Origin of the sequence: Brevundimonas huaxiensis (genome assembly GCF_014218725.1) — a bacterium.
GTDB lineage: Bacteria > Pseudomonadota > Alphaproteobacteria > Caulobacterales > Caulobacteraceae > Brevundimonas > Brevundimonas huaxiensis.
Genome location: NZ_JABBJE010000013.1, coordinates 1 through 18,862, shown reverse-complemented (window position 1 = coordinate 18,862; position 18,862 = coordinate 1). Strand labels below are relative to the sequence as shown.

19 protein-coding genes are annotated in these 18,862 nt (G+C 59.6%); 11 read left to right on the top strand and 8 right to left on the bottom strand.

Annotated elements, in window-relative coordinates; translation table 11 throughout:
* Nucleotides 1-237: 237 nt before the first annotated feature.
* Complete coding sequence (locus HF680_RS15275; RefSeq protein ID WP_045811997.1) at nucleotides 238-1,383, bottom strand: MFS transporter; 1,146 nt, start codon at nucleotides 1,381-1,383, stop codon at nucleotides 238-240.
* Nucleotides 1,384-1,436: 53 nt separating this feature from the next.
* Between HF680_RS15275 and HF680_RS15270 the strand changes: the two genes are divergently transcribed.
* From HF680_RS15270 to HF680_RS15845, 5 genes are all read left to right on the top strand, one after another.
* Nucleotides 1,437-2,321 (top strand): LysR family transcriptional regulator, encoded by an 885-nt coding sequence (locus HF680_RS15270; protein WP_255360449.1) that lies wholly within the window; start codon nucleotides 1,437-1,439, stop codon nucleotides 2,319-2,321.
* Nucleotides 2,322-2,483: 162 nt separating this feature from the next.
* The gene (locus HF680_RS15265) at nucleotides 2,484-4,250 is read left to right on the top strand and encodes an AAA family ATPase (RefSeq protein WP_185225660.1); all 1,767 of its coding nucleotides are present in this window, start codon (nucleotides 2,484-2,486) and stop codon (nucleotides 4,248-4,250) included.
* Nucleotides 4,250-5,770, top strand: a complete 1,521-nt coding sequence (locus HF680_RS15260; protein ID WP_185225659.1) for a UvrD-helicase domain-containing protein — start codon at nucleotides 4,250-4,252, stop codon at nucleotides 5,768-5,770. Before HF680_RS15265 ends, HF680_RS15260 begins: the two co-directional genes overlap by 1 nt.
* Before the next feature lie 209 nt (nucleotides 5,771-5,979).
* Nucleotides 5,980-7,194, top strand: a complete 1,215-nt coding sequence (locus HF680_RS15255) for a hypothetical protein (protein WP_205196331.1) — start codon at nucleotides 5,980-5,982, stop codon at nucleotides 7,192-7,194.
* 310 nt (nucleotides 7,195-7,504) lie between these two features.
* On the top strand, nucleotides 7,505-7,681 hold the full coding sequence (locus tag HF680_RS15845) for a hypothetical protein (protein WP_205196330.1): 177 nt from the start codon (nucleotides 7,505-7,507) through the stop codon (nucleotides 7,679-7,681).
* Between the two features lie 756 nt (nucleotides 7,682-8,437).
* On the opposite strand, the gene HF680_RS15250 is transcribed toward HF680_RS15845, so the two are convergent.
* The gene (locus tag HF680_RS15250; RefSeq protein ID WP_185225657.1) at nucleotides 8,438-8,890 is read right to left on the bottom strand and encodes a hypothetical protein; all 453 of its coding nucleotides are present in this window, start codon (nucleotides 8,888-8,890) and stop codon (nucleotides 8,438-8,440) included.
* Between the two features lie 39 nt (nucleotides 8,891-8,929).
* Nucleotides 8,930-10,165, bottom strand: coding sequence for a tyrosine-type recombinase/integrase (locus HF680_RS15245; RefSeq protein ID WP_185225656.1), 1,236 nt, complete (start codon nucleotides 10,163-10,165; stop codon nucleotides 8,930-8,932).
* Nucleotides 10,166-10,922: 757 nt separating this feature from the next.
* Between HF680_RS15245 and HF680_RS15235 the strand changes: the two genes are divergently transcribed.
* Nucleotides 10,923-11,582, top strand: a complete 660-nt coding sequence (locus HF680_RS15235) for a hypothetical protein (RefSeq protein WP_185225654.1) — start codon at nucleotides 10,923-10,925, stop codon at nucleotides 11,580-11,582.
* Between the two features lie 301 nt (nucleotides 11,583-11,883).
* Here HF680_RS15235 and HF680_RS15230 read toward each other — a convergent pair.
* The 4 genes from HF680_RS15230 to HF680_RS15215 form a co-directional block, all read right to left on the bottom strand.
* Nucleotides 11,884-13,256, bottom strand: a protein-coding gene (locus HF680_RS15230) for an IS3 family transposase (protein ID WP_185225653.1) whose coding sequence is annotated in 2 segments (ribosomal slippage) — nucleotides 11,884-12,899 and nucleotides 12,899-13,256 — 1,374 coding nt in all. Because the reading frame shifts where the segments join, the coding sequence is not laid out codon by codon here.
* Nucleotides 13,141-14,058 carry a hypothetical protein gene (locus HF680_RS15225; protein WP_185225652.1) on the bottom strand — a complete coding sequence of 306 codons (918 nt, stop codon included), beginning with the start codon at nucleotides 14,056-14,058 and terminating at the stop codon, nucleotides 13,141-13,143. Before HF680_RS15225 ends, HF680_RS15230 begins: the two co-directional genes overlap by 116 nt.
* Nucleotides 14,059-14,158: 100 nt before the next feature.
* A complete protein-coding gene (locus tag HF680_RS15220) occupies nucleotides 14,159-14,458 on the bottom strand; it encodes a helix-turn-helix transcriptional regulator (RefSeq protein ID WP_185225651.1) in 300 nt (99 codons plus the stop codon).
* Nucleotides 14,458-15,096: a GIY-YIG nuclease family protein gene (locus HF680_RS15215; protein ID WP_185225650.1), complete on the bottom strand. Its 639-nt coding sequence runs from the start codon at nucleotides 15,094-15,096 to the stop codon at nucleotides 14,458-14,460. The genes HF680_RS15220 and HF680_RS15215 overlap by 1 nt, the downstream gene beginning before the upstream one ends.
* A 67-nt stretch (nucleotides 15,097-15,163) precedes the next feature.
* On the opposite strand from HF680_RS15215, the gene HF680_RS15210 reads away from it, so the two are divergent.
* The 5 genes from HF680_RS15210 (at nucleotide 15,164) to HF680_RS15190 (ending at nucleotide 18,027) form a co-directional block, all read left to right on the top strand.
* Nucleotides 15,164-15,352: a hypothetical protein gene (locus HF680_RS15210; protein ID WP_205196329.1), complete on the top strand. Its 189-nt coding sequence runs from the start codon at nucleotides 15,164-15,166 to the stop codon at nucleotides 15,350-15,352.
* A gap of 449 nt (nucleotides 15,353-15,801) precedes the next feature.
* Complete coding sequence (locus HF680_RS15205) at nucleotides 15,802-16,305, top strand: hypothetical protein (protein WP_185225648.1); 504 nt, start codon at nucleotides 15,802-15,804, stop codon at nucleotides 16,303-16,305.
* Between the two features lie 24 nt (nucleotides 16,306-16,329).
* Nucleotides 16,330-16,767, top strand: coding sequence for a hypothetical protein (locus HF680_RS15200; protein WP_185225647.1), 438 nt, complete (start codon nucleotides 16,330-16,332; stop codon nucleotides 16,765-16,767).
* A gap of 219 nt (nucleotides 16,768-16,986) precedes the next feature.
* A complete protein-coding gene (locus tag HF680_RS15195) occupies nucleotides 16,987-17,586 on the top strand; it encodes a TetR/AcrR family transcriptional regulator (RefSeq protein WP_185225646.1) in 600 nt (199 codons plus the stop codon).
* Between the two features lie 228 nt (nucleotides 17,587-17,814).
* Nucleotides 17,815-18,027 (top strand): hypothetical protein, encoded by a 213-nt coding sequence (locus tag HF680_RS15190; protein ID WP_045812014.1) that lies wholly within the window; start codon nucleotides 17,815-17,817, stop codon nucleotides 18,025-18,027.
* 136 nt (nucleotides 18,028-18,163) lie between these two features.
* Here HF680_RS15190 and HF680_RS15185 read toward each other — a convergent pair whose 3' ends face one another.
* Entirely contained in the window at nucleotides 18,164-18,796 is a 633-nt protein-coding gene (locus tag HF680_RS15185) for an ABC transporter permease (RefSeq protein ID WP_235969007.1), read from the bottom strand.
* Nucleotides 18,797-18,862: the final 66 nt, after the last annotated feature.

The following is an 18,862-nucleotide window of genomic DNA, read 5'->3' as shown; positions in this document are numbered from 1 at the left end:
AGGTGCTGACGGATCGCCCAGATGTGCTTTGGCTTGAGCGGGGCCTTCGCTCCGGTCATTCGACCAGCGTTCCAGGGTTTGCGGGGTAAACGAAACAGATCGGGCTGGCTCATGGCCACCTCCCACGATCAACGCCCCCTCCGCACGATACGCTCCAAACAGCGCAGATGCGCCAGCAGCGGACCTTTGGATCCAGTCGAAAACCTGACGTTGACGCGAGGACAGATCGAGCGTCGATCACCTCTTCGACGCTAGCCCGAGGGTCAACGACAGCATGGCGAGACAGACCGCGCTCGAAAGTACGAGAGCGAGCGTCACCGAGACATCCAGCGCCAGTGCGAAAACCACTGGCGCCCCGGCCTGAAGGTAGCGGGCCGGCGTCAGCACCATCGCCTGACGGACGGCATAACGGTCCGGCCCATATATCTGGAGCGGTAAGACGCCCGACGCCACGGACAGCAGGCCGTTCCCGAGGCCTTGACCGATAGGCAGCAAGACCACGGCCTTGCCCGCCGTCGCGAGCGCCGTGAGAGCGCCGACGGGGTGAAAAAGGCAGGCTAGGCGCACGGTCGTCAGCGGATGGGATTTATGGAGCACGACGAGGTCGAATACCCGCGCGACGATCGCGCTCATCGCCATCAGTCCCGCGGCCCACGGCGCGTCCGTCGTTGTCATGCCGAGGCCCGCCAGAATGCGCGGGAGGTGCGCCCCCATAGCGGTTGAGACCACCCAGGCCCCCGAGAACAAGCCAGCGAGCTGAAGCATCTTTCGGTCCCACACGATGCAATCAGCCTTCGCGGTTTCCGCAGAAACGTCGCCGCCCCTCAGTCGGCGCGGCACGAGGGCGAGGGTCAGGGGCAGGCACAGCAGGAGATGAGCCAGAGCCCAAGAGCCACAGGCGAGGCGCCAATCTCCGGCTTCCAGCAGCGCCCGGCTTATCGGCCAGCCAAGCCCTCCGCCGAGCGCCCCGATAAGGGATACGGCGGTGATCCCCCGGCGCGCCTCGGTCCCTCGAAGTTCCACAAGGATGGCGAACGCCGTGCCGTAGAGACCTGAGCCCATGCCGACGCCGAGGAGCGTGACTCCAAGCCAGAGCCCGAACGGGCCCCGAGCAGTACACATGACCAGGAGCGCCACGGCGAAGGCGACATGAGCGAACGCCTGGACAGTGCGTCCGCCGCGTTTCTCGATCGCTCGCCCCGCGAAGGGCGTAAGAACGGCCGAGAGGAGAAAGGCCGCGGAAAGCGCGGCGAAGAGGCGGGCCGGCTGTCCACCCGCTGCGTCGGCCATCGGATCCGCAAGGACCCCCAAGAGATAATAGCTCGAGGCGAAGGCGACCATCTGGCCGAAACCGAGCGTCGGAACGAGGAGCCAATTGCGCATGCCGCGCAGTCGCCTGCTTGTGGCCGCCAAGGAAGCGACTTATCGACATCGGGGTGTTCGAAAATCTCACAAGCCCGAGGGGGCTGCCCTCCCTCAACGCCCTGAGGGCGTTTGAAGCGATGGCGCGATTAGGCGGCGCCACCCGCGCGGCGGCTGACCTACACGTGACACACAGCGCCGTCAGTCGGCAGGTGAAGGCGCTGGAGGCATGCTTAGGCGTGCGCCTGTTCGAGGGACCCAGATCACGTCTACAACTGACCGCCGCAGGCCGCGAACTGCTCGCAGGGCTCACGCCCGGTTTTGATGCGCTCAGCGAAGCCGTCCGTCGCGTGCGTGTGCGCGCAGGCGTTACTATCGCCATCCACAATAGTCTGGCCGTGAAGTGGCTCATTCCGCGACTCGGAGACTTTGAACGGTGCCACCCCGACCTGACCCTCGAACTTTCCGATTTGCCCGTGGAGGCTGTGCGTGCGCGAGACGCTGACCTGGTCGTCCGCCTGCTCGACGGTCCCCGGCTGCTCGATCCCGAGGTCCATCCCCTCGCGGAGAACCGGGTCGGCGTCGTGGTCGCCGCCGGGCTGGAGGATCGGTTGGCGGAGTTGCCGCGACTAGTGGCCGCCAGTCACGCGCGCGGATGGACGGACTGGGAGCAGGCCACAGGCATCGCCGTCCCCCATGATCGAACCCGATCGTTCTCCCATCTCCATCATGTGCTAGACGCGACGGTTTCCGGACTAGGAGCTGCGGTGCTGCCTTGGCATCTCGTGGTTGACGCCGTTCGAAGCGGAGAGCTCGTTGCGCCCTGGGGCTTTATTCCCGATGGTGGCCAGCTGGTCGCCGTCGGATCAGAACATGCTTCGGCCGCAGTCCGCCGGACCATTCTCTGGCTTCGCGCCCAGGGAAGCGGCGAGCCCGCCTCCAGTGAGGACGCGAAGTAGGAGCGGCTTGGTTGCGCCACTAGCGGTAATCCTGATCCCGCCTGAGAGCAGACCTCGTGACTTAACGTGCCAACCCGCCGCTAGGGTGACCAAGATCAGCGACATTTCGTGTGGTTAAGAAGAGAATTTCCATACGACACAGCCATCGGTTAGCTTTGCTGCATGTCGGGGCAAGAAACCAACACTACGGCTGAAGTGCCGCATATCCGCCTGCTGACCATCAAACGGTTTCGCGGGATAGAGGAACTGACTTGGCGTCCAGCCAAGGGTGTCAACGTGATCCTGGGTGGTGGGGATGCCGGGAAGACCACCATCCTCGAAGCGATTGCCTTGCTGCTCAATCCGACCAACGCGACCGGTTTGAGCGACTCCGACTACTGGCAACGCAACCACGAAAACGGCTTCGAGATCAGCGCGACGATGTCGTTGCCGCTCGCGACCGGTATTGCAGAACAGCGCAAAGCTGCTTGGCCTTGGGAGTGGGATGGGGAGAACGCGAAGCTCCCCGCATTGGTCGCTGACGACCCACCGCCGACCGACCTCGTCTATTGTGTGCGCGTGGTTGGCACCCCGGACTTCGAACTCGTCTACGAAATTAGCCAGCCCGACGACACGTTTGATCACTTCTCCGTCGCCGTGCGCCGCAAGATCGGCGTGGTCCGATTGACAGGTGATGATCGCAACGACCGCGATCTTCGGCTGGTTCAAGGCTCCGCTCTAGAGCGTCTTCTCAACGACAAAACACTCCGAGCGAAACTCGGCCAGAAGGTTGCGGAGAGCGATGTCGAGGATGCCCTCAAGCCCGAGGCAGAACAGGCCTTGGATGACCTCGACGATGCGTTCGTGAAGCGCAACCTGCCAAGTGGCTTGGGATTAGGCCTCGTGGGTGGCCCCGGTTTTTCGCTAAGCGCATTGGTCGGCCTGACAGCTGAGAAGAATGAGGTCGAGCTTCCACTATCCAGTTGGGGGGCAGGCACCCGGCGACTAGCTGCCCTAGAGGTCGCTAACGCGCATCAGGTAGCGCACCCAATCACGGTCGTTGATGAGATCGAGCGTGGTTTGGAATCCTATCGACAGCGCGTCCTCGTCGAAGAGCTAATCAGCAGTCCATCCCAAGCTTTCGTCACGACACATAGCGCCGCCGCCGTGAATGCCGCGAAGGGTGCCGAGCTTTGGTACATGGATGCGAATAGCGCGATCGGGCATTTGCCGTCGTCTTTGGCCCCTCAGCGCGAGCGCGACCCGGAAACCTTTCTTGCCCGTCTCGCAATCATTGCGGAGGGTAAGACCGAGGTTGGCTTTGTCACCGAGCTCCTCAATCGTGCACTTGGCAGTGATATTCGCCGTCAGGGGATTTGGGTCAGTGATGGGGGCAGCAACTCTGAGACTTTGACTGTCCTGAGGGCGCTCACCAAAAGCGGCTTGGCTTTCGGCGGGTTTGCTGACGATGAAGGAACTGATGGTGCAGCATGGCAGGCGGTGAAAATCCGACTCGGTGACCTACTATTGAGGTGGAAGGCAGGCTGCCTTGAATCAAACGTCATCGCTCACGTCCCTGACGATAAGCTGGAAGCGTTCATTCAAGATGGAGATGGTCATTCGGGCGAGCGTCTACGGACTATGGCCGACCGGCTGGGCTTGCCTGACACATCGATAGAGGATCTGCGGGAGCAGGCGCCCGACTTCCGACAGCTCATCATTGACGCTGCCACTGGCGCTTCTCACCCCCATCCCGAAGCCACTAAGGATGAGAAAAAGGCTTGGAAGAAACACGGCCAGCGGTGGTTCAAATCGCGCACAGGCGGGAAAGAGCTGGCTGAAAAGGTGTTTGCCTTCGGCCTATGGCCCAGCCTCGCCGACGAGCTTCTTCCCTTTGTAAACGCCGTTCGACGTGCCGTCGGTCTTGAAGACATCACATCGGTGGCTTGATGAGCGATAAGTCAGTCGCAGAGGCACTTCGCTCCGACGCACGGCTCGTTGTGGTGGAAGCACCGGGAGGCTGCGGCAAGACCTACCAAGGAGCTGAGTTTGCACGAGACGCCGCCCCAGCCCTTGGGGGTGGACGGCTCCTTATCCTCACGCACACAAATGCAGCCTGCGACGTGTTTGCGAACCGGACGAAGGGCATCGGCGGCTCTACCGAAATCAGGACAATCCATGGCCTCATCACCGAGATCGCAGGGGCCTATCACAAAGCCCTCGGCCTACCTCCTGATGTAGGTGCCTGGGCTCGCCGAAACGACGGCTACGACCAGCTCGCCTCAAAAGTTGCAGCACTCCTCGCACGCAAGACTTTCGTCGCGACCAGCCTCGCCAGCCGATACCCTGTCATCATCTGCGATGAACATCAGGACGCCGACGCGGATCAGCACGCGATCATTATGAGCCTGCACGCCGCCGGGGCACGGCTTCGCGTTTTTGGCGATCCCATGCAACAGATCTACGGGGCGAGGGCCAAAGCGCGAGACATCGAAGCGGCGAGCAAACGTTGGACCGCGCTCATAGAGGCCGCCTGCAGATTTGAGGAACTAGATCATCCTCATCGCTGGGATACGGGCGAGCCGGAACTCGGGCAGTGGATACTCCAAGCTAGGAAAGCGCTGAAGTCCGGAGGCCAAGTCAACCTTGCTGGGGATTTGCCGCGCGGCCTGACAGTTCATGTCGCGGAGAACACCGCCCGAACCGCCTTGGGGTTCGCTACGGATGGCGGCTCTTCGCCCGCGATTTATCGGCGCAGCAGGCTCGACCAGATGTTGGTTTTGACCGGCGCAAATGATACATGCACTTCGCTCCGCGCCTTTTTTGGACGCCGGATTCCTATTTGGGAGGGGCACGTTCGAGACCATCTGGGCGCGCTTGTTATCTCCGCAAAAGACCACGCTGGCGATCCCGGAAAACTGGCGGAGGCGACCCTTGAGTTTTTGCAGAATGTCGGCGGAGGCTTCACGCCAAGCGGTCAGGGAAAAATTCTAGTCGCTGACGCGGGCAATGGCTGCACGACGAGAAGGAAAGGCATGCCCGAACTCGTTCAGTCGATGGCGCGGCTTATCGTTGATCAGCCCGACCATAAGGGAATTGCCGCCGCGCTTGGCCGGCTACGCGCCTTGAAGGCCACTGAGGCGTCATTCGCTGACGTTCATATCCACCACGCGAGAGAGCTGTCGGAGGCAATCCACCTCGGATCATACGACGATCCCGATGATGGCTTTGCTGAAATCGCTCGCCGGCGAACCCACGCGCGTCCACAGGTACCGGACAGAGCGATCAGCACGATTCACAAAGCGAAGGGGCTGGAGTTCGACAACGTCATGGTCATGCCGTGTAACCGCTCCTCGTTCGGCGACACTACAGCTGCTAGAGCCAAGCTCTACGTTGCTATGAGCAGGGCAAAGCGCACACTGATGCTTGTTGTCTCAGATGCTCAGGCGAGCCCACTTTTCATCCTCTAACCCGCGGCACTCGACCAACTCGACTTTGGTGCTGCTCACAGTGAGTCAGTCCCAAGGCGGAAGTTTTCAGGGGCACGTCATCCGGCGACAGAGGCGTTAAGCCCTTTGACGCCCGCGCCATAGCTCGCCGCCCTGTACCGAAGACGCATCACAGACTGTCGTTCGTTATGCGATCTGGACATTCGGGCCTCACCGCTTGATTCAGGGTCATGCTCTCTATTCACTACCCCCATCTGATGACTCACCTGCAGTTGTTCCGCTACGGTTTGATGCCGATCATCGCGACTGTTGGCGAGCATTTTCTCATCATCAAAGCGACCAAGGAGGGGATCCTTGCCGCGCGTCAGAAGAACGGATTCAAGATTTATCTCCTTTCCGAGGCGCCCGGGCGGTTTCTCGGCCTGGTCACCGCATTCTTCGATGACCATGACCAACCGCTTACCCTAATGACCGCTCTCTTCGACGGTGACGAAATGACTGGCGACATCGAGGCGGTCCTCAGTCAGCCCGAGTTCAAGGTCTATTTCGTCGACGAGCAGAATCGCGAGCTTCTCGGTATTAGCGTCGCAAACTGCGACGCTGGCCGCTTCCGCGAAACTATGGCGCGGGCCGCCTTCGAGCCGTTCGACCTCGACACCTATGGCGAGGTCGTCGCGCGTCTTAGTCAGCGGTTCTCGATCCGCGACGGGATCGATGACGAGGCGGCTTTCGTCCTCTCCGTTCAGGAGCACCTTTATCCCGAGGACCTTGTCATCATGGACACCCGGCTCGCCGCGAACAGTTTCAACGGTGCCCATCAGCGACCGGCTGTCACGCAACTTGTTCGCGAGGATCCGGGGCCGGCTCAGGAACGTGATATCGCGGTAATGCTGGGCCGCGTGTTTCCACCCGAAAACATCTTTCTGAATCCGTTTCGGTCTGACACCGACAAGGAGCTGTGTGACCTTTTGGTCGTCACCGACAAAGTGATGCTGTTCATCGAAGCCAAGGACAGTCCCAATACCCCGGCTTCGCTGGACCGCTCGCTGGAACGCAAGCGGCAGACCATCCAGAACCAGATCATCAAAGCCACGAAGCAGTTGAAGGGCGCGCTCTCCTATGCCCGCAGCGCCGATGGCGTGGTGATCAAGTCCGCCCCCGAGCCGCTGCACATGGCGCTGGCGGGACGTCAGCTCCTTGGCCTCGTCGTCATTCGGGAAATGTTCGACGACAGCCAGGTCGCCAACAGTGAGCCGATCCTCGACATGGTCGATCAACTCCAACTGCCTTTGATGCTAATCGACTATCCTGGGCTGCACATGATTTCGTTGAACCTCCGGACGCCAGCGCGGTTTGTGGGCGCGCTCCACAATCTATTCGACACCGCCATGGAACAGGGTCAGTTCCCGCGATCGGTATGGAGCGCGCCGCCGTTGACCGAGTAGCGGACCTCGTCGCTGCAAGTCCGCCTTCGCATCCGCCGTTCAAGACAACGCCGGCGGCGGCGCGCTTATCCAGATGGCATCCGTCCACCGAAGGAAGTCCGACCCATAGGCCGGTTACGACGGGATATGTAGCATGGCCCCAGAAGCAGACGTTCCGAACCGCCGCTACGAGTCAGAAGCGGCCATAACTGACTACGCTGTGCTCGGTTTCCTCAATTGGGGCAACGCTCGAATGAACTCTCGCTGTCCGGTGGAGCCCGCTGGCAAAGCGCAGCGAGGTGATTTCGATCAATCCTAAACGAGATGCGTCATGAGAAACCGCCACAACATCGTGGGAAGCGAAGTCGGTCGTCCCCGTCGTCTTTATCTCAACCGGATGGTGAAGTTCGGAACCAACAGTGACGCCTCAAGACGGGTCTGGCCTGTAGCAATGGTGCTTGCTTCAATGGCGTTCTTCATCATCATGTGGTTGGGTGCCTGGTGGTGACTGAGGCTAAATCCCACCCGACACCGCTTCCCGTTATTGGCACATTGGGACCGTCGTCGCTGTCGTAGTTCTGAGCGCGATTTCAGTATATGCCAGCCGTCGATACCTTGAGCGGTCACTGGATGAGTTCTTTGAAACCATACTTCATTTCTCGGATCACGATTGAGTGGGTCACAGCTGATTCCCAGAAGGTTTAGGGTTGGCTTTTTCTCTCCGTGTTCGCCTTACCTAAGCTTTAGGCCTCGCCTTCGACACAGAAGCTTTTGTGGAGGTGGAGCGCGAACTCATTGATCACACACCAGCGTGGGGATGACGTAGGTCCTCACAACACCACAGCGGCGCCGCAAAAGGCATGCACTGCTCGGCCACCAAGACGGCATTACGGCCTTAACGCAATGCAGCGCATCGAAGTCGCCCACGCGCGACCCCGAAACGCTCTATGAGCCTCTCCTATTCAGTGGTGGCCTAAGGCTGATCAGCGATGGGGATATCGTCGGCGCAACTCTCGTGACACGAGAAGGCGGATCATGAACGATGACAAAGGCGCGCGTGAGGCGATAGACATTTCTCTTCTTAATGCGACAGGTAGAACATGACATGCGCATCCGTGTTGTTTTCCCGCCTCCTCTGAAACGTCAGTCTTTGGACGTAAGGCCGTGAGTTGTCTACCGTTTACGTCCCGTTTCTGTCGTAGGACCTTCTTTATCTAACACAATGCCGGCTAATGGGATGCCAGGTTTAATGGTGGAGGACGAACTACTTTGCCAAAGGCGAAACTCGAATTCCCTTCTTCACGGCTTCGTCGCACAAGCGGCTGATCATTGCGTAGATCATACGGTTCTTCAGCCGTCCCATGTTGAATTCGGCCGCCAATGCGAGTGCGGCGCGCTTCGTCATCCCTGTCGCCGATCGCTCTTCCCGGACCGATCCTAGAAAACAGATCGCATCGTGGATGGCCTGTTGTTCAAGGCGTTCATCATGCGACAAACGCTGAAACGACGATCTTGCCTCAATCGCGTCAATGCAGGATCGCCAAGCCGCTAACCGTCGGACCTGGTTCACGGCTTCACTTGTGGTCTTGCCGCTACGCTTGGGTTCGGGCTCGGGGGGAGGCAGAACGTGGAAAATCATCGACGAATCCAGCCATTCCGTGGATGCGCCGATCTCGTGGGCTTTGAATGGATCATCAAGCAGCTCTTGAAGTTTCATAAGATTTCCTTTCGTCAGAACAATGTGATGTAGAGTCGTTCAGGTCGCTGATGACGAGCGGCCGCCGCGCGCCAGTGCAGCGCCGACATCGGATTGATAATCAGGCCGATGATGGCCGTAGACGCGTTCGAGAGTTCGAGGGGTCATACCCAGGTATTGAGCCGCCTTACGCGTCGGCACGTCAGCTTCCATCAGCCAAGTCGCCGCCGTGTGGCGATGCCAGTGGGGCGTGACGGTTTTTGGAAGGCCGGCATCCTTGACGATGCCCGAATATCCCTTGCGGATGCGACCTTGGATCGCACGCGCGCCATGGTGCAAGACGGTCTCGATCGGCGGAAGGCCTTGCCGCACCCGTTCCACGTTCAATGCATCATCCTGCCGACGCCAGCGTTCCATATGCCGAAGAAGGCGCAGCGGGATCCGAAACATTGGACGGCGTTTTGTCGGCCGGTCCGCCTCGTTGCGACCCCGCCGGAAAATCCAACCCCGCTCCAGGTCCACCCAGGCGCTGTCATCCGACGGCGACCAACGCAATTTTGGCAACACGCCAGGCCGAGTGCCGGTGTAGATCCCAAGAAGAACGAACCGCGGAAGGTGCTTGCGGTTTGACTTCGTCGATGCCGTCGTCGCAATCCACTTGCCGCCAGCTCGGCGCCAGCCTCGCGCAGCGCGCAACAGCGCGGACACATCATCACGGCTTAAGGCATCACGCGGCCCTTCAACTTTCGATGGATAGGTGAAGATCACCCGGCGCGTCAGAGGGTATTCGGCTGCCCAGTAGGACACTGCCGCGGACAGATCTTCCAGTTCTCTGCGGGCGGCGGCCGGCGTAACACAACGTGCAAGCGACGCATCTTTGAAAGCCTTGATCGGCTGCTGCGCCCGATAGGTGATGTAGGCCTGACACGAGCTGCGTCGGATCGCGCCCAAGGTCTTCCCACCCCACCACGTCAGCACGGCCGAGAGCCGTCCAGACAGACTGACAGGATCCGCGACCCGAGGGCCTCTCTCTCGCGCGTAAAGAGCGACCACATCATCAATGAGCACCTCCTCCGGCGCCTGCGCACGATCGTTCGACCGCGAGGCCGCTTCGCGTTCGCTCAGGTACTCAGCAAGGAGCGTTTCAGCTTCGCCAAGGCGTTCTGGGCCGCAGCCCGTGCTGACACTCTTCGCGCCGTCTCTGATGAAGTAGACCGGGGCGATTGAACGGCCGGTACGGGCGTCGATACGGCCGGCTCGCAAGTACAGACGGACGCCTTTTGCCGGCCTACCCATGTGCGCAACTCAAAAAGCGCACGAAGGGCGGCAGGTGTGACGAAAAGGCGTCCAGCCACTTTTGCGGCACGCAGATTGCCGTTCCGGATTTCGGTTCGCAGTGAAGTGACCGTAAGCGGACCATCTGGGAAGAAGACCGCGATCGCTTCCACAAGCGTGAGAGGCTCTTCATCACGCCAGTCGCTCGGATTGGGACGACGGCTCGCTCGTCCGGGAAGATTTGGCGATAGCGGGTTGGGTTCCACATGCTCACCATGCGGTTCCGCCGCCATGATATCCGATAGTGTTAAACCAGCCCGAAGAGACGGGCGCGAGGAGGTTTGGCCGCAGGAAAACCACAAGCGACTCGTCTATCCAGCGGTTGATGGCGACTTCGTCGGCGCTCCCGCTGATCGCTGCGTCAATACCGATAAGCCAACACACCCCTTGGCGAAGGATGGACCCCGTTGCTGGTCCGCAAAGATGACGGGCAAGCAGCTGGCGTACGCAATCGCTGGACGCTTCGGCGAACATCAGTTCACCTGCCAAAACTATAGTGAGGTGATCTGGGCTTGGACCGCGCGCAGCAATACTGGTTCGCAATGTGAATAACACGGTCCCTGGAACCGACGCTGGCGGGTTGTCCCGCAGACATGCTGGATGGAAACCTTCATTATCAGTCATACAAAGCTCCTTCGCAGACGACCCCATAGACACCGGGGCCAGTTTTTGTGTAACGGTCAGAATTGTGAGTATTTTCGATTTTGGTTAGACAGACATGGCCCGCCTTCCCGCACTCATTGACGCCCTTGCCGCCGCGGATGGACGCCCGCGACGCAGCGTCGACCACGTCGCTCGCGAGGTACGCGAAGCAGGATTTATTCAGACCACCAAGAGAGGTCGCGGCGCGGCCGAAATGACGTCCCTCGATGCAGCCTACCTTCTGCTCGGACTCTACGGCGCGGCGACCCCGGCGGACGCCAAGGCAGCGGCGCAGGAAATGGCCGAGTTTCGCAACATCGTTCCAGGCAGCGTCTGTCCCGAGCTCGAAGCGATCCGGGCAGCCCCCAACTTGCTCCACGCTTTGGCAGCCTTGATTGAACTGTCGCCGCTGTTTGCTCCGCCGGACTCTCTTGCCGATAATTTCATGGAAATCGGTGGAGAGGCGCGCCACCCAGAGCTTTTGCCGAAGGGTTGGACAGTCCATCTGACTTTCATGCGTCCCGTTGTCTCGGTCTGGCTGGCATTGGCACGGCCGGATCCTTCCGAGGAACAAGGATACTGTGAGATTATTTTCGTCTTCGATGGCAAAACACATCCCGCCCCGCCCCGCCGCCCGTTCGTAACGATCAAAACACGGGTCAATGGTGGCGTAATTCGCGCGGTGCATCATAGCCTGTACGGCTCCGACACTGGCTTCAAGACCCTGAAGGGCTGAACATCCGCAACGGCGATGGCAACCACATGCGTTTTCGCCCACGACGCACCAATCAAAGAGACGCATAGGCAGCCACCTCTGCTGGGGTTAAAGGCTGCTCGGGCTTGCGATGCCCAAGAAGCTTGTGTCGTGCTCCCTCGATCAGCAAAGTGCCTGACGTGTTTGCGTCCCGCATGGCTTGGCGTCGACCCATGGCTTGAACAGCCGTTAGTTCATCTTGCGATAGGTGTCCGTCGTCGAAACATTTGGCGCAGGTTTGGCGTGGCGTTAACGGAGAGCGGGCCTCGTCAGGGGTTGGCTTTTAGGCGGCGAGCTTGCGGTGCTGCAAGCGGCGATGTTCGATGGTCTGTTTCTTGATGGCGGCGCGCTGGGCGTGGATCTGCCGATCGCGGCCAAAGTAGGCATCTGCGGGCGTCACATTGCCCAGGCTTTCGTGATAGCGCTGGTGGTTGTAGTGCTCGATGAAGGCTTCGATCTGGGCTTCGAGATCGCCGGGCAGGTAATAATTCTCCAGTAGGATGCGGTTTTTCAAGGTCTGGTGCCAGCGCTCGATCTTGCCCCGTGTCTGGGGGTGAAAGGGGGCGCCGCGCACGTGGCTCATGGACTGGGCCTCGATATAGGCGGCCAGTTCGCCCGCGACATAGCTCGGGCCATTGTCCGAGAGCAGGCGCGGCATGTGCAGCACGGTGGCGCTGTCACAACCTGATGCGGCCAGCGCCAAGTCCAGCGTGTCGGTGACATCGCCCGCCGTCATGGTGGTGCACAGCTTCCACGAGATGATGTAGCGGGAATAGTCGTCGAGCACGGTTGAGAGGTAAACCCAGCCCCAACCGATCAGCTTGAAATAGGTGAAGTCGGTCTGCCACATCTCGTTTGGTCGCATCGTCTTGGTGTGGAACTCGTCGCGGGCCTTGATGACGATATAGGCTGGGCTGGCGATCAGATCCTGTGCCTTGAGCAGGCGATAAACCGTGGCCTCGCAGACAAAGTACTGCTTCTCATCGGTAAATTTGGTGGCCAACTCGCGGGGCGAGAGTTCGCTTTCCTCCAGCGCCATGTCGATGATCTGTTTGCGCACATTCTCGGGCAGCCGGTTCCATACCCGGCTTGGCGCCGAGGGGCGGTCTTCCAGCGCCTCAGGCCCACCATCAAGGTAGCGGGCATACCAGCGGGCAAAGGTGCGGCGTGGGATGCCCAGTTTCTCCAGCGTCTGTCGGGTGGGCAGATGGGATTGCTCGACGAGGCGGATGATCTCGAGCTTTTCTGCGGCGGGATACCTCATTCTTGGTCGCCCCCATCCGCGATCATGCTTTTTTTAAGCAGGCGGTTCTCGAGCGTCAGGTCGGCCACGCATTCCTTGAGAGCCAGTGCTTCACGGCGCAGATCCTTGACCTCGTCACTGGTGGCGGCACGGGCCGTGTCCCCGGCCAGACGGCGTTTGCCAGCCTCAAGGAATTCTTTTGACCAGGAATAATACACGCTCTGGGCGATGCCTTCGCGGCGGCACAGTTCAGCGATGCTCTCCTCGCCGCGCAGGCCTTCGAGCACGATGCGGATTTTATCCTCGGCCGAGAAATGCCGGCGTGTGGCACGGCGAATATCTTTCACCACCACCTCGGCGGGCTTCTTGGTGGGCTTGGCAGCCAATTTTGGGCTGGAGGGATTGGGTCTCATCTGCGTTCCTTACGTCACTGCGACGAGACCCAATCCCTCCATTATCCGCAACCCCAGATCTGTGCCAAAGGCGCTGACGCCGAACACTTATACGTTGACCAATTTCCCACTGCGTAAGGATAAACTTGGCGAGACCCTCCTCGTTATTTCGCAACATCTCCGTCACAAGGCAGTAGACGTCAGCCTCCTTCCAGAGTTGAATTTTCGCCTTCGGTGGCCTGGCTGTTGATGTGATCACCAGATGCGCAGGCCGCAGTCCCTCTCGGATGGCCATTGACGCCAGGGCGCGAAGCTCTCTGTACAACTCACGGCGCGAATATTTGGAGCTGACTTCCAACATCAGCGCACGCTCGAACTCGCTTTGTGGCGAAGTTGCGAGATCAAGACCCATGCCCTCGGACATAATCACAAGTCGCTGTTGCAGCAGCTCATAATTATCTTGAGTGCGCGTCGAGTTGCCATGCCACTTCTCGGAAGAGCGACGCAGAGCGATGACGGTCCGCCAAGTCTCAAGCGACGCCTTTTGGATTCCAGCCGGTTGGACCGGGTCGGCATTTGCGTAACCCACGCCTGCACGAGCTTTGCAGAGGTCGGTGTAGAGGATGTCGGCTTGCCGGCGGAGCTCAACTTCTTCTTCAGGAGCCAACTGCGCCATATCGATGCCGTCCTGCCCTTCAAGAAAGAGAGGACGAGACTTCGGCCAGCCGACAGGACGAAGCCGCTCGGGGACAACAAAACGTAAGCGCGAACGACCGTCGCTGCGCTTACGCTCCTCAATGTAATAGCCAATCTTGGTTTTCATGTTCCTCCTGTGGGCCTAGCCCGTGCAAACCACCTCGGATTCTGACCAGCAGTCAAAATTATCGCCTCATCTATTTCTGACTGTCGGTCAGAGATCAAGGTCATCGATCGTGTTTGGCTCGCATCCTGGCGATTCGTTGCACAATTGCCACATCCAACGCTTGGGGTTCGATCGGCCAGCGCTCGTCCAAAGCTGACTTGATCGCCTTGGCGCAGAACAGCGCCTCGCGAGCGTGATCAATCGGTTTCGGCAGCCGCCCTGAGGCCACTCGCCGCCAAAGCGTCGCGCGGGAAAAACGAGCGATCCGACAGACCTCAGCGGTCGTGAGGCGTGTTCGCACCTCCTCGTCAGGATCGATCGCTGTAGCGTCCCTGCGATCGCTGATATGCGTGTCGCCCATCAGTTGAGACTACCGGGCTTAAACGACAAGCCTTGGCACCGCCGCCGCAGCATCATCATCACTTCCGCGCCGGCCGTCCCCTGACGCGCGGCGATATTGAGTGGGGGCTGCTCAGCGCGGATTAGCTGACTTTCCTTGGCGCGCGCGCCGGTCGCCGGACGGATTGCGACCGAGACATGATCTCCGATCCAACGGCTGAGCGTCTGCTCGCTCGCGGGCTCGAACCCGAAGTAGGATTGTCGCGGAATCGGACGAGCCTCAAGGCCCAACTGTTCAGCCAACACCGCGCCAAGCGACATTCGAAAGGTGGATCGACACGTGTCGTCTGATAGATGGCATTTGATCCGCCGACGCAGACTGTCTTCAGAGGCGCCGATGTAGAGAACAGCGCGGCGCCCAAGTCGGACGGGTTCGAGCTTCAGCCCAGCCTGGTCGAGCGCCGGCTCAAGGGCTTCGGGATGATCAAGAAGCAACGCGTACAGTCCAGGGACGTCCGGGATCATCATGGGATTGCGCCGCATCGCACTGACGGGCTGAATCATGTAGGAAGACAAGGAAGACACATAAACTCCTTTTGCTGATATGAACGTTTTTTGTTCACTATCGAAGTCATTAGCACCCACTTTCGCGATGGTCAATATTCATTCAAGTGAACGTAATTTGCCCAGCAGGACGCAGCTGAAAGCCGCGCGTGCAGCGCTGGACATGACGGTCAAGACCTTGGCGGAGGAAGCGACGCTAGGCGTTAGCACCATCAGGCGCGCTGAGGACGATGGTCTTGAGGTTTTGACGCCTGCAAACGCCCGCAGGCTGATCGATACCTTTTCGCGCCTTGGGGTGTTGTTCCTCGATGCCAACGAAGATGGCCCTGGGATACGGATTCGCCAGCGCTGAAATCCTACGAAGGATCTGCCCAGACTGTAGCGCACCGTAGGGCTTTTGCGCGCCGGTCGCGATCGGCGCGCGCGACTGCGCCGGTTCGAGCGCCTGAAATCGCCGCCCGAGCCGAGAGACCCATCCGACTACATTCCAACCAATTCTGACGGGCCTTAGAGCCCGTTCCGGAGTCGGAGTCCGTCGCGAGTCCGTCATCGCGCTATGGCTGAAGCCATTTGCGAGCAATTACGTGAATTTTGAGCGCGTTATCGATGGGGTGCGCACCCCGGTCGAACCTATAGGTCGTGGGTTTCCGGCCCGCCAGAGATCAACAATATCAACGCCTTAAGGAGGGCCTACAAATTCGAACTGACGCACAACGCTTCAATCAGCCTCAGGCTGACGCAACCCAGTCCGTCGCCAGCTGCGACGCCTATTGACGACTTCCATATCAAAGGACACTAACCATGAGCTCCGGCATTTTGCACAACTTGGCACAGGCCACGCACAAGACCGCTAATCACCATGACGCTGCATTCCGCTTCTGGATGGGCGTCGGCCTTCTCTGCGGGTTGTCACTTCAAAATGACTACGACGGCATCTTCATTGCTACCGACGCAGTGGCCGATTTCAATCTCACCGGCACGCCTTGGACCATGGATGTGCCCCTGGTGCGCAACGCTTCGGGTGCTGTCATCGACATTTTGCACGAGGAGGCGGGCTACGCTGGCCACACCTGGGTCGAAGTCGCCCGCGAAATCGCGCTTACCACCGATCCCGAGGTTCGGCTCGTAGCGATCGAGGCTGCAACACTGCGCATGGTAGTTGATGGCGACGACCGCCTGGAAGACCTATTGGAGAAGCTGATGACCGTCCGTCGAGACGGATTGGGTGTCGAAGCCCTTGACCCATCGCTGTCTGTTGAGTGCTGCGATTCGAAGGTGATCGCGCTCAGTCTCCTGCCCCGCTGAACTACCATGAAAAGACAGTTGCCAATGAACCGCATCAAACGCACGTATGGTCAGCCTCTGTCGCCAGATGGCCCATGGATGACCAATCCTTTCACTGCCGTGATGTCGCCGACTGCAGCGGTCAAGCGCGCAGGCGCATATTCATGCCCAGTTTATCTAGGGCTGCTGGTCCAATTGCCCGATCCTGACGGGGTTGGAGCAGTCGAGCTGATCCACGCTCAATATCTCCGCCAGCTTGTCGAACTCGCCCCACGCAGCACAAACCACTTCACCATTCCACGGCCCGTGATGTTCGATCTTCACGGGTGCCCGCCAGTGGTCGGGACTGCATTGTACGACCCCGAGGGTACGCTGGAGAGCTACGGCGTTCTTTGCAGCTCACGCATATCCAAACGGCCCGCAACAACGGTCGAATTCGCCTCGCATCAACTCCTGATTAAGAAGCCGCGGGTGCGGGTCTGAGCCCGCCCGGGCACGCTACGATCGCTCAGCGTCCCCGATTACTGACCAGCCCTTCACTAACTGCGCAGGACCCAGATAAGGACCTGTGTAGCGTTCGCTACAAAATCAGTAGCCTCATTACCTCATCGTTTTGTAGCGGCCGCTTTGAAATCAGCTGTACGTAGGGAAGGGGTTTTGTAGCATTCGCTCATGAAAACTGTGCCCGTTAGGAGCGAATCGATGGCTAAAGCAACCAGCGTTCTTGGACGCCCAAGGGGTTTCGACGAAGACGCCGCGCTAGAGCGCTCAATGCTCATGTTTTGGCAGGTAGGGTATGACGGCACATCTGTGAGGGATCTTGGAACGGTTATGGGCGTGGGCCAAACCAGCCTCTACTCGGCCTTTGGTGATAAGGCTTCGCTCTACCTGGCTGCCATCAAGCGCTTTGAGATCACCCAAGGCGTCTTGAGCATGAGCCGCGTTGAAGCGGCCCCCTCCCTGTCAGACGCTATCACCGTGCTCCTCGAAGATGCAATCTCGAGGTACACGGCCCCTCGGCGCCCACTCGGCTGTATGATTTTGAGCGGACGAGTTTGCGACAAGCCTAGTCAACGAAATCTGTTCCTCAAGCTACGGGAGCGCCGGAGCCGACAAGGTACCGCGATAGCTCATGCGATGAGAGGCTTCTCCGACATCACGGATCCCTCTGTCGTCAGCAAATATCTTCTGTCGCATCTGATCGGCCTATCAACGCTAGCCTGCGACGGCGTGCCTGCATCAATTCTTCGAAAATCAATTCCACTGGTAACGGCTGGTGCGTTGGCTGCGGCGAAGCCTTGATTGGGATTGATGCGCCTAGCGAGCGATTAACTACAGCTTGCTGCTGGTGACTAGCGTACAAGTCACTCACGGCAGTTGGAAGCGGATGCTTGAAATGCGCCAGAAGCGGTCATTCGCTGCCCTCCATATACTCGACACTCGCGGCCTGACCTCACCTCGAAAAACAATGATCGAGAGTTGCAAAGATCATTGATAGGAGGCATGAGGCCCTAGGGCAGGAGGGGCCCGATGCGACGCTCGATACAACTGGACGCTGATAGGCGTCGGGTGCTCGTCACCAATGACTTCGGCGACCACGCAGTGTTGTCGGCCGCCGAGCATGAGGCCCTGACGTCTGACGCCCTCCTTCTCGGACACCCGCGCCACGCAGACCTCGAGGCGCGCGCCCTGCTTCATGACACGCCCCGCGAGCATTGGAGCGATCTGGAAACCGCTGTTTGAACAGTTCAGCTTCGATGGATAGCGCGAACGTCAGCCAAAGCGCGATAGGATCCGACATCCGCAGTGTCACCATCCCTTTCGATGTCGAGATAGAGTTTGTTTCCTCTCTAGCTAACTGATTTGTTCGCGCCCGACGTCATCGACGCAGGTCAGAACGCGCTGGTCCACGCACCACCCACAGGCCGCCATAGACGAAGGCAAGGCCTGTCAAAATAGCTGCCAAACCTGAGACTTCCGAAAGGCTGGCGCCCATGGCGTTCAGGCGAACAAAGGCCTGAACGGCAGCGGTGGACGGTGAAAAATGCGCGAGCCAGACGAGACCTTCAGGCATCATGAAATGCGGCCACGCAGCGCCTGACAGGAAGAACAAGGGCGCGGAAGTGCCGACCAGAACCTGCAAGACCCGTTCATGGCGATCGAAAAGCGCGCCCAGAAGCAGACCCACAGCGGCGACCGCCGCTGAAAATATGGGCGCCAGCAGTAGGACGCCGATCAGATTGCCTGCGCGGGGATAGTCCTGAAACCAGAACACGAAACCGAAATAGAAGAGGCTGGAGGCTGTCCCAATCGCCGTGAGCGCCAGCCACAAACCCAAGCGCGCGCTGCGTTTCAGCCTAGCCGCGCCGGTCTCTCGACGCACGGCTGTGATCACGCCGGCTCCCAGCAATAGCGTCTGCTGCAAGATGATCAAACTAACCGCCGGCACGGCGTAACCGCCGTAGCCCTCCGTCGGGTTGAAGAGGGAAACCTGCTTCAGGGTCGGCGCCAATCTGACGGCGCGGGCGATATCAGGCAGCCCTTTCAACTGCGCCTCGGCGACCTGCGCTGTTGCGGC